Source organism: Gilliamella sp. W8136, assembly GCF_016101285.1.
Taxonomy (GTDB): Bacteria; Pseudomonadota; Gammaproteobacteria; order Enterobacterales; family Orbaceae; genus Gilliamella; species Gilliamella apicola_N.
In genome coordinates this window covers 1-12259 of the sequence record NZ_JACFQU010000007.1, presented here as the reverse complement: position 1 = coordinate 12259, position 12259 = coordinate 1, and the positions used below count along the sequence as shown (strand labels likewise).

Genomic DNA, 12259 nt, shown 5'->3' with positions numbered 1-12259 from the left:
AAAAATTGTTTAGCAGATTGATTAAATTTAAAAGATGATCAACTTAACTGTTAATTAATCTGAATGATTTTATTTAGTTTATTATATTTGAAAGGATTAAAATGATTAATTTCACTAAATTTAAAAAAACCAGCACGTTAGCTTTGGGCTTGACAGTTGTCATGCCAGCAATGGCTACGGGCAAACTCGATGATGAAAACTACGACGTCATAACTGTGACCGCTCACGAAGCAATTAAAAAACCAGGTACAAATACTGAAATATCCGAACATGATATCCGCCGTGACGGCGGTACTAATTTTGGTACTCTCATGCGTTATCAACCACTCATTTCAGCTCCAGGTAATATTTCAGGTTCAGGTACCGGTAAAAGTAGTTGGGACCGAGGAGGTTTCAGTGGCTATAATATTCGTGGTCTAGATGCTAACCGCGTATCAATTGATGTTGACGGTATGCCATTACCTATAGCACAAGGCCGAGTTAATTCAGTGGGTCGGGCAGGTTTCGGTTCTTATGGTATTGGTCGTGATTACCTCGATACCTACATGTATAATAAAGTTGATATTCAATCAGGTGCCACATCTGTAAGTAATGCGAATAATGCCCTAGGCGGTTCGGTATCCTTCCAAACTAAAACGGCTAGCTATTATCTATATCCAGGTAAAACCAGTTATTTTGGATTCGAAAACAATTATGACAGTTCAGATAGAAGCTATCATCAAGGAATTACTATGGCTGGTGGAGATGATCACCTCAATGGCATTATTGTATTAAGTCGTCGAGATGGACAACAAACAAGAAATCACGGTGATTCAATAAGCAGTTATCCAGAAAATTGGCACTCTAACTCAATTTTAGCTGGCTTTGGTTGGCAAATGACAGAAGAACATTTACTCAATACGACTGTCGATTATAATAATAAAACTAAAAATTCCCATTATGATACTTGGGACCAAAAAGGTAAACACATTGAATCACTCGACCATCAACGCAGTAAAAATAACCGCTTTAACTTAGCAATTAAAGATACATGGCAACCTACCAATATTAGTTGGATTGACACATTAACGACACAGTTAAATTACCAACGGACTAATGTCTTTGATGACACAAAATTGCAGCACAAATCCAAAGGTAATTTTTATACTCAAACCAACTATGATACTAAATCATATAATTTTATTACTACTTTAATAAAACAAATTGATAACCAAAAAATCAGCGCTGGTTTAAATGGTAAATGGAGTGAAGATGAATCGCCATTCTTTACATCAGCTAAATCACAATACGTCGATACTTTCCCAGACGGTGATTATTCCAAACCACAAGCCGATAGTAAAAGTTATCAGTTGGGGGGATTTTTTGAAGATCGCATTAGCTTTAATACCAACAATAGTAATAACTTTTATTTAGTACCTGGTGTCAGAGCAATTTATCAAAATACCAAGCCACGCAATCTTGAAAACATGTCAGTATCAAATGTTAATTCACATCAATTAGGTACACAATATAGTAGTAACAGTGATTTCAAAATTTTACCATCAATGGCATTAATGTATGATATTAATCCTAATTTCACTGCTTATCTACAATATAAACGTAGCGCTCAAATGCCAAATCAGAACCAATTATATGGCTCTTATTTAGCGCACAGCACTATGTATGTACTTGTTGGCAACTCTAATTTAAAAACTGAAACGGGCGACAATTTTGAACTCGGTGTAAAAGGTCAACCAATATCAGGCATTACGTTATCGTCATCTGCTTTTTATAACAAGTACAAAAACTTTATTGCTTTTACGCGTTATAGGAAAAATTTTGTTGGTATTGGCAATCGTTTAGTTTATCAATCTGAGAACCGTGACAAAGCTTATACCTTTGGTGCAGAATTAAATAGTGAATTTAATATTGGTACTTGGGTAGAATCACTCAATGGTTTAAGCGCACGTTTCGCAATTGGCTATAACAAAGGTAAATCAAAATCAAGTTATTTAGGTGATAAATACATTGAGATGGATACTATTGCCCCATTAAAAAGTACTATTGGTTTATCATGGGATGATCCGAATAAATTCTATGGTGTTTCCTTAACAACAACATTCCAAAAAGGTAAGAAAACTGATGCCACCTCCCGCGAAACATATCGCAACGAAGGCAAACCAATTGAAGACTCATCTGATGATTATTTTAGAATCGCTGGTCACGGTATTGTTGATTTAACAGGTTATATAAATATTACCAATAATATTAGACTAAGCGGAGGAATCTACAATCTTACTGATCAAAAATATTGGGATTACCTCAGTAATAATAAATTATACAGTACATCAGATCATAAATATCTAGAGATGTTTACCGCACCAGGTAGAACATTCCAGTTAGGTTTAAATATTGATTTCTAGAAATATCTAAAATATATTTATCATTTTCTAACCCGCTAATGCGGGTTATTTTTTTCCAAAAAGTATTACATGTAATATTTTTGTGGTAATATTGCTTACATAAATCTAACAAATTATCTAACAGATAGGTTTACCACACCAATTAAAACATCTAGTTTAGGTTTAACTATCTATTTCTAAAAAACATTTTAAAATATACTCATCATCTTCTAATGCGCTATTACGGATTAATTTTCATAAAAAAATATTACATGTGATATTTACATGTAATATTTTTGTGGTAATATGGTTTACATAAATTTAACAAAACACCAAACGGGCGTTATGAAAAAAACCAAAGAGACCAAAAATTCAGCTTTTTACCAGCAACAATACCGACAACGGTTGCGTGAACAAGGTTTGGTCAAAAAAGAAGTTTGGATTTTACCTGAAAATACAACTAAATTATTGGAAATCGAAAAACAATTTCGCCAGTCTTTAGTTAAAGACAATAATATTAATCGTAAACAGGAATTTAATGAAATGGAAAGAAATGAAATTTGGTCAATAGAAACTCTTTATAATAAATTAATGCAATCAGAATTAGTTAAGCAAAACCACGCAAGTATAGAAATCATCGATGGTGTGGATGCTTGCTTGCATATCATTATGCATGAATATGGTGATTTGCCTTTATTTTTAAGTATATCAAATCAACAAATTGTTGTTGAATGTTTACTTTGGCCAGTTGATATTGTTAAAAATAAAACTCAATTCAATGAAGAAATTTTATGCACTCGTAAACTATTTCCATTATCAACAATAGCAATTGAAAAAGCTGGAGACGGCTCGGTCAACTACATTATGTATGGTGCGTTAAGTTCATCTTCACTTTTAAGTAATATTGTCTATGAATTAGAAACTTTATCTGACAATGTTATTAAAGCTACAGAAGCTTATGAACATCACATCAATCTTAACTAATTAAATTTATATAAATAATAAGGAGATTAAACATGGCTATCTTCAAAAAACTTGTTACAGCTCTTCGTGGTGGCATCAATGAAGCAGGAGAAGCGATCATTGACACTCAAGCTCTAAGAATTCTCGATCAAGAAATTCGCGATGCTGACAGTGAATTAAAACAAGCTAAAGAATCATTAGCAAATATACTTGCACAACAAAAACTAGCAGATAAAGTTGTTAAAGAAACACAATCTAAAATTGATGAATATGAAAGTTATGCAATCAAAGCTCTTGAAAGTGGCAATGAAGAATTAGCACTTGAAGTGTCTGAAAAAATTGGATTTCTTGAAAGCGAACTTGAAAACAATAAGCAACAAGCCACTTACTTTGCTGAAACTGTAAAAAGCTTACGTCAATCAATTTCACAAACAGAAATCAATATTCGAAATTTAAAACAGCAAGTTGATATTGTGAAAGCAACTGAAAGCGTTCAAAAAGCACAATCAGCAGTTGCACAACGATATGGCGGTTCAACTGCAAAATTACAAACAGCTCTGGATTCTTTAGATAGAATAAAAAAACGTCAAGAGAAAAACAGTGCAGTCATTGAAGCAAAAAATGAATTAGCTAAGCTTGAAAATCAAAGTACGCTTGATAGTAAGCTTGAAGCAGCAGGAATCAAATCAGGCAACCAAAATGCTGCTGCAATATTAGCCAGATTAAAAGAAAAGCAAGAAAATCAAACTATTTAATAAAATAAAATTTTAGGTTAATATAGTTAACGTAATAAATTATTTAATTAATTTAGACTTGTTAATTCGGAAAATTAATATAAGGGAAAATAATGGAGCTTTTCTGGGGTATATTTTTTTCATTTCCAGTAATCATATTTAGTGGGTTGTTAACACTTTGTGTATTATATTGGTTGGTTGCTGCTTTTGGTATTTTAAGCATTGATTGTTTAGATGTAGAACTAAATGTTGATGTTGATGATATACCATTAGACATTCCAAATACTCCATCAGGATTTACAGGCCTATTGATGAAATTGGGTTTTAACAAAGTCCCAATGACACTTATTGTCACTTTGATTTCATTAATAGGTTGGTCAATCTCTTATTTCGCCTTTCGTTTCTTTATGTTACCTCTGTGTGATTTATTGCTAATTTATTACATAGCTGGTTTTTTTATTTTTGTAACTGCCTTTATTGCTGCAGTATATCTTACCGCATTTATTATAAAACCTCTGAGGCCACTGTTCAGTAAATTAGAAAGCACTAATAATCATAAATCATTATTAGGGCAAACTGTTGAGATTCGTTCAAGCTATGTGAATGAAACAAAAGGAGAAGCTATTTACGAAGATGGTGGCGCTGGTTTAATTTTACAAGTTAGATGCACGAGCTCATATCAATTCAAACGTGGGGATAAAGCTGTTCTACTACGTTATGACACAACCAATAACAGCTATGAAATTATTAGCGTTAAAGAATTTAATGGATAGAAAAGTAAATATTTTTTTGGAGAATAATAAATTATGTCAATCAATACTGATACCATCATGTTTTTTCTAGTGATTGTTGGAATAGTCTTTCTGGTAATCGTTGGATTTTTCTTATTGTTTAAAGCGTTCTATATCAAAGTTCCGCAAGGTACAGCACTTATCGTTAATGACATGACGTCAAAACCTAAAGTGCATTTTACAGGTGCGTTGGTTTACCCTGTCATCTACAAAAAAGAATTCATGAAAATATCATTAATTACTTTTGATGTAGAACGTCGTGGTAAAGATGGTTTAATTTGTAAAGACAACTTACGTGCTGACATATGTGTCGCTTTTTATCTTCGTGTTAATGAAACAACTGAAGATGTTTTAAAAGTTGCTAAGTCAATTGGTGTAGATAGAGCGTCTGATCAAAAAGCGGTAAGTTCACTATTTAGCGCGAAATTTTCAGAAGCGTTAAAAACAGTAGGTAAGCAATTTGAATTATCTAAACTGTTTGAAGATCGTATGAATTTCCGTGAACGTATTATTGATGTAATTGGTAAAGATCTTAATGGTTATGCACTTGAAGATGTGGCTATCGACTATTTAGAGCAAACCCCAATCAAATCACTCGATCCTGATAATATTTTTGATGCCGAAGGTATTAACAAAATTACCTCGATCACAGCTGTTCATAAGGATGAAACTAATAAACGCGAAAGAGATCTTGAATTAGCTTTAAAGAAAAAAGATACCGAAACAATTGAAGCCAAATTAGAACTTGAACGTCAACAAGCGGATGCCGAAGCTCGTCAAAAACGCGAAATTGAAACCATTCGAGCTCGCGAACAAGCTGAAACATTAAAAGTACAAGAAGAAGAACGTCTAAAATCGGAACAAGCAAGAATCCAAGCACAACAAGAAATTGAAGTGCGTGAAGAAAATCGTTTGCGTGAAGTTGAAGTTGCTCAGCAAAATCGTCTTAGAGCAATTGCTATCGAAGAAGAACGCGTCGAACGTGCCCGTTCATTGGAAATTGTTGCTCGTGAACGAGAAGTAGAATTACAACGCATTGAAAAAGACAAAGTTCTTGAAGAAGAAAAGAAACATATTGCCAATGTAATTCGTGAGCGAGTTGCAGTTGAAAAAACGGTAGCTGTTGAAGAAGAAAATATCAAAGAAGTACGAGAAATTTCTAAAGCTGATCGTGAAAAACAAACAACTATTATTGAAGCAGAAGCTAGAGCTGAACAAGAGTTAGTTAAACAAGTTAAGCAAGCTGAAGCAGATGAACAATCATCTAAACACCGTGCAATTGAAATTAGTACAATAGCACAAGCTGAACTTGAAGTTGCAGCTAAACAAGCTGAAGCGAAAAAACAACTTGCTCAAGGTATTGAAGCAGAAGAAGCTGCTATCGGTTTAGCAGAAGCCAAAGTTCGCAAAGCTCGTGCTGAAGCTGAAGAAAAAGAAGGTTTAGTAAAAGCAAATATTACTGCTGAACTTTTACTTGCTGAAGCAAAAGGTAATCAAGAAAAAGGCTTATCAGAAGCAAAAGTTATTGAAGCAAAAGCATTAGCAACAGAAAAACAAGGTCTAACCGAAGCTAAAGTTCTTGAAGAAAAACTTTCAGCTCAAGCTCGCGGTGATGAACGCATTGGATTTGCTAAAGCTGCGGCAACTAAAGAACAAGGTTTAGCTGAAGCACTGGTTATTCGTGAACGCTTAACAGCCGAAGCTAATGGTCTAGTTGAGAAATTCCAAGCAATGGGTACGATGAATGAACAATCTAAAAATCATGAAGAGTTCCGCTTGGCGCTTGAAAAAGGCTTCGAACAAGCTATGGCTGCTATTGCTGCTAATAAAGAAATTGCTAGAGAACAAGCAGATGTTCTTGCTGCTGCATTTAGCAAAGCGAACATTGAAATTGTTGGAGGTAATGATAACTTCTTTAACAGCTTCTCTAAAGCTATCAGTGTCGGTAAAGCAATTGAAGGAACTGTAAACCAAAGCCCAGTATTACAATCTGCTTTACAATCAGTATTATCACGTTTATCTGGTAATAAAAATATCGATTTAAACGAAACACTAAAAAACACTGATTTAAAAGCACTGGCTAAACAATTTTTACCGTCAAATAGTGATGAAAAAAGCGAATAATGAAAGGAATGATGATTTATAGCATCAAACAATTCAATTATCGTTAAATCGTTATTAAATTAACATTATCACTATTATCTTCCTTCGGTGAAATATTAAATTTTACCGAAGGTAATAGATTTTCTGTAACAAAATCAAGAGTAAAAAATGGCAGAAATAGAACAAGAAAACGAGCAACAAAATACACTCGATAAAGCAGTCGCAGAAGGCGGAGCCTACGAAATTCTTCGTAAACGTTTGACATCATTGGGCCAAGAACTCAATCAAAAAACTGAAGCGTTAAATCAACAACGACTTTCTGAATTTGGTAAAAGCGATATGTCGATCATCGGTCGCATTCGCATAAGAACCGAAAACAATTGTATCGCTCGAGATATCGTTAGATTTGGCGATTGGTTATTATTTGGTTATAACGTCTTTTTAGGGTTAAAAAAAGAAACCAAAATTGAAGATGTATTTTCACTTTATCAACTTGTTGAACGTGATGAAAATTATGAAGCAGATCCCGTTGATCTATCAAATACCTTTTTAAATATTGACCGTTTTGTTCAAGACTTCAATGAACTTTATACTTACTACAAAAATGCTCAACTATTGCAACTTGTTGAACGAGATGGCAAGCTCCTTGCCAGTTTCCAGATTGGTGAAAGAGTAAGTGATATTCGGGTATTTCGCTGGTCAATATCCAGTGATAAAAAAACGATTGATTATATTGATAATCGAGGTGAACGTGATATTGCTTTACCTCCTGCTTATGATTTTGAATGGACTGAAACCACCCGTGAAAACATCGTTAATGGTCGATTCTCTCATGTAAATATTCTTGATACCGTTTTTGTTGAAACCATTGGTGGTGACCTTACCATAAAATGTGAAAACAATACTAACGATGGATTAGGTATTTATCGTGAAGAAGTATTAGATAAAAATCAATCAATAAACGACGCAAAAATCGAATATGCAAAAGTAGGTGCACTAATTCTTTTAAAAGTCCTACCCTACCGAGAAGACAATTGGCGATATCTAATCTATAACACACTTACCCAAAAAGTACAAAGAATTGACTTTATTGGTCAAGCTTGTATTCAACTTCCAGAAGATCATGGGGTGATATTCCCAGGTGGTTACTATCTACAAAATGGGGAATATAAAACATTCGATCAATCTATGGGGGGAATGCGTTTTAGACGAATTCGTCGTTCACCAAATGGGGAAGATGTTTTATATATTTTTTACGATCCAAATTCTGGTCGCTTAGCTTTATTCAATTACAACATGATAGAGCGAAAATTGGATAACCCAATTCTAGGTCATGGTTACGCTGTATTTGAAGATGGCCGAATGGTCGTATTTGAAGGCGAAAATGATGAACCAACTCGTGTTCATCCTATGCAAATCTGGCAAACGCCTTTTTATAGTGACGAATTTGCAGCAACACAGCCAACCCACAATACCTTTTTAGGCAAAATCGGCAACGCAGAATTAGTGCGTGGTATTTCTGATCTCTATTTTATTTCTCGCGAAATTGATAATCAATCCGTCTCTTCGCAACTATACGGCAAACTAAGTGAAGATACTAAAAGATTATTTGATAGTTATTTTTGGCTTGCTGATGAAAAAAACCTATCATTTTCACCAATACTTCGTAATATTACCCAAACTAGTGAATTAGTACTTGATGAATATGAAAAAGTAGAAAGCATACGCCGTCAATCCGAAAGTGCGATGCGTGAAGCCATTACCAATCAACAAGATTTATTAACTAAATTATATCCTGATAGCTGGCAGGAAACTCAAGAATTTGTCGATGCGCTTAATGCAATAAAAATGCAATTAGGTCGCCTTGTAACATTAAGAACCTATCGTTATATCAATTTAGAACAAATTGATAAAATGGAAAATGAGCTGAAAGAACGTCAATCTTTAGTTTCATTGGCAACCGCCGAATTTTTAGGTAGTGACAAAGCACTTGAACCATTTATTTCAAAAATAGATAATATTGAAAAATATCTTGAGCAAGCTGACACTGTCGCCAAGCTTATTGAGCCAATAAACAACACTGACGAAATGTCCAATGATTTGGATATGCTTTCGCAATTAATGGCATCATTAAAATTTGAAGACGTTACACTACAAACTAGAATTATTGAATCAATTGCTGAAGTTTATGCCAAACTAAATCAAACCAAAGCAAGGATCAATCAAAAACGAAAAAATCTATCTAGTGTCGAAATGATTGCGCAATTTGGCGCCCAATTCAAACTATTTAGTCAAAGCATCGCAAGTGCTTTAAGCATCGCAACCACACCAGAAAAATGTGACGATGAACTCTCAAGGCTACTTGTTCAACTTGAAGAACTTGAAAACCAATTTAGCGAAAGTGAAGAGTTCCTTAATGACATTCTGACGAAACGCGAAGAAATATTAGAATCTTTCGAAACACACAAACAAGCATTACTTGAAGATCGTACAAGGCGCACCGAAGCCCTACTTACCGCAGCTGTTCGCATTTTAGATAGCATTCCGAGACGTACGGCTAAATTTTCGGATCAAAATGAACTTAATGCTTTCTTTGTGGCAGATCCTCTAGCATTAAAAATTCGAGAAATTGTTGAAAAATTGAGAGATCTGTTTGATAACGTCAAAGCCGATGATATTGAATCACGTTTTAAAGGTGCACGTGATCAGGCCATACGCGCATTACGAGATAAATCAGAAATATTCGAATCTGGTGGCAACGTTATAAAATTAGGTCCAAAACACAAATTCAGCGTAAACACACAAGAGCTTGACTTAACGATTGTTCCGAAAGAAACTCATTTATGTTTGCAATTAACGGGTACGGATTATCAAGAAAAAATAGAGAATAGTAAATTAGAAAGTTATAAACCGTTCTGGACTATATCACTTGAATCAGAGTCACCAACAGTCTATCGTGGTGAATATCTAGCCTACTCTATTATCAACGCCATATTAAAAAAAGATCTTGATATCAGTTATGAAGAATTAGTTACTCAATTAAGTCAACCTGAAAGTTTGGTTAAAACCGTTCGTGATTATGCAGCCATGCGATATCGTGAAGGTTATGAAAAAGGTATTCACGATCACGACGCGGTAAAAATCTTATCAAAACTTATTCCACTAGGTGAAGCAGCCGGCTTATTGCGTTACAATCCATTAGCTCGTAGTTTAGCTATATTATTTTGGCAACATAATCAAAAAAATGATGTCGCAAAATTATGGCCGGAACGAGCCAAGACTTGCAAAGATATTCAAGCTCTATTTGGTCATGATGAAGGATTAATTAATCTACAAACAGAAATGGCTACAGAGCTAAATCAATTCTTGCAAACGTATCCAATAAAACATGATTATTTTCATATCAAACAAGCGACTGAATATTTAAGTTATGCGCTGTCTGAAATACCGCAAGAGTTTAACTTAAGCAAATACAGCATTTACATGTATGAAGGACTAAAAGCCAAGTTGGAAGAGCTTCATATGTGGGGCGATTTTAATCAATCGCAACTTAATTTGAAAACTCGCTTAGCTGATCGTTGGAATCTTATTGAAAGTTGGTATAAGGGACTTTGCACACTTCCTCAATATCAGAAATTAGTCGACTACATACCTGAAGCAATTTTGCTATGCATGCTAGACAAAGAAAATAGTATAAGCATGCAAATTAGTGAACTTGAACTGGATATAACGGTTAGCGACTTGTTAGGCGAACATCCAACAATCAAACAAGGAGTTTTAAATATCAACCTTGATGATTTCTTCAGTCGTATGCGCAAACATGCACGAGTCATCATTCCAGAATTTCGGCATTATCAGACTTTACGTCAAGAAGTTCTTGATGAACAGAGATACTTTTTGCACATTGATGAGTTCAAAGCTAAACCGTTAAGTTCATTTGTTCGCAATAAACTTATCAATCAAGTTTATCTTCCTATCATTGGTGATAACCTAGCCAAACAAATGGGTACCGTTGGCGAAAGCCGACGAACCGATTTAATGGGATTATTATTACTTATCTCCCCTCCTGGTTATGGTAAAACAACATTAATGGAATATATCGCTAATCGTTTAGGCCTGATTTTTATGAAAATTAATGGGCCAGCATTAGGGCATAGTGTTTTATCTTTCGATCCCGAACAAGCGCCAAATGCAACAGCACGTCAGGAACTTGAAAAGTTAAATTTAGCCTTGGAAATGGGTAATAATGTCATGCTTTATGTGGATGACATTCAACATACCAATCCTGAATTTTTACAGAAATTTATCTCATTATGTGATGGTTCACGTCGTATCGAAGGTGTTTGGAAAGGTAAAACAAAAACTTATGATTTAAGAGGTAAAAAATTCTGTGTAATAATGGCCGGTAACCCATATACCGAGTCAGGTGAAGTATTCAAAATACCCGATATGTTAGCTAACCGTGCTGACATATATAACTTGGGGGAAGTCCTTGGTGGAATGGATGAAGTTTTTGCATCAAGTTATATTGAAAACTGTCTCACCTCTAATTCAATTCTGTCTCCTTTGGCATTACGTGACCTTAATGATCTGTATCATCTAATTGATCATGCCCAAGGCAAACCACTTAATACCAATGAATTGAGTTATGACTATAGCCAAGCTGAAATAAGTGAAATTGTTGCAGTTCTACGCCACTTATTAAAAATTCGTGAAGTAGTATTTAAAGTTAATCAACAATATATCATTAGTGCAGCACAATCGGATAAATACCGTACTGAACCTCCGTTCAAATTACAAGGTAGTTATCGAAATATGAATAAACTCGCCGAAAAAATTTCATCAGTAATGAATGATGAAGAACTTAATCAAGTTATTGAAGATCATTACTTGGGTGAAGCACAATTGCTAACCAACGGCGCAGAAGAAAATCTACTCAAATTAGCCGAAATTCGAGGAGTATTAACAAAAGAACAAACAGAACGATGGCAACAAATCAAAAATGACTTTATGCGAAATAAAACGCTAGGTGGTGACGAATCCAATACTGGAAATCAAATTGTCACTCAACTCGCTGATCTTGTACAAAGCGTACAAGCGTTAAAGTTATAAAATATGCAGACTAAACTATCGCTAATCACATAGTTTAGTCTGCTCATAAATCACATCTATACTAATAAAAATAAAAGCGGAACCACTCTTTGAAGTGACCCCCAATAGTTGGACAACCAATAACTGGGGGTCTTTTTATGTCAAAATATAGTCGAGATTTAAAAATTATCATAGC

The 12259-nt window shown here is 34.5% G+C and carries 6 protein-coding genes; all 6 read left to right on the top strand.

Annotated elements, in window-relative coordinates; translation table 11 throughout:
• Positions 1-101 precede the first annotated feature (101 nt).
• The 6 genes from H3T96_RS05500 (at position 102) to H3T96_RS05475 (ending at position 12084) form a co-directional block, all read left to right on the top strand.
• Entirely contained in the window at positions 102-2402 is a 2301-nt protein-coding gene (locus H3T96_RS05500) for a TonB-dependent receptor domain-containing protein (protein WP_144091388.1), read from the top strand.
• 324 nt (positions 2403-2726) lie between these two features.
• Positions 2727-3365 carry a YjfI family protein gene (locus tag H3T96_RS05495; protein WP_086351437.1) on the top strand — a complete coding sequence of 213 codons (639 nt, stop codon included), beginning with the start codon at positions 2727-2729 and terminating at the stop codon, positions 3363-3365.
• A 32-nt stretch (positions 3366-3397) separates the two neighbouring features.
• Positions 3398-4099 carry a PspA/IM30 family protein gene (locus H3T96_RS05490; protein ID WP_086351434.1) on the top strand — a complete coding sequence of 234 codons (702 nt, stop codon included), beginning with the start codon at positions 3398-3400 and terminating at the stop codon, positions 4097-4099.
• Between the two features lie 92 nt (positions 4100-4191).
• A complete protein-coding gene (locus H3T96_RS05485; RefSeq protein ID WP_086327481.1) occupies positions 4192-4851 on the top strand; it encodes an OB-fold-containig protein in 660 nt (219 codons plus the stop codon).
• Positions 4852-4884: 33 nt separating this feature from the next.
• Positions 4885-6993, top strand: coding sequence for a hypothetical protein (locus H3T96_RS05480; RefSeq protein WP_065737219.1), 2109 nt, complete (start codon positions 4885-4887; stop codon positions 6991-6993).
• 147 nt (positions 6994-7140) lie between these two features.
• On the top strand, positions 7141-12084 hold the full coding sequence (locus H3T96_RS05475) for a DNA repair ATPase (protein ID WP_144091387.1): 4944 nt from the start codon (positions 7141-7143) through the stop codon (positions 12082-12084).
• The last annotated feature ends 175 nt before the right edge of the window (positions 12085-12259 follow it).

Bases quoted from the DNA above. Each gene is read 5' to 3' on its own strand.
- H3T96_RS05500 (WP_144091388.1), top strand. From the start codon at position 102: ATGATTAATTTCACTAAATTTAAAAAAACCAGCACGTTAGCTTTGGGC.
- H3T96_RS05495 (WP_086351437.1), top strand. From the start codon at position 2,727: ATGAAAAAAACCAAAGAGACCAAAAATTCAGCTTTTTACCAGCAACAA.
- H3T96_RS05490 (WP_086351434.1), top strand. From the start codon at position 3,398: ATGGCTATCTTCAAAAAACTTGTTACAGCTCTTCGTGGTGGCATCAAT.
- H3T96_RS05485 (WP_086327481.1), top strand. From the start codon at position 4,192: ATGGAGCTTTTCTGGGGTATATTTTTTTCATTTCCAGTAATCATATTT.
- H3T96_RS05480 (WP_065737219.1), top strand. From the start codon at position 4,885: ATGTCAATCAATACTGATACCATCATGTTTTTTCTAGTGATTGTTGGA.
- H3T96_RS05475 (WP_144091387.1), top strand. From the start codon at position 7,141: ATGGCAGAAATAGAACAAGAAAACGAGCAACAAAATACACTCGATAAA.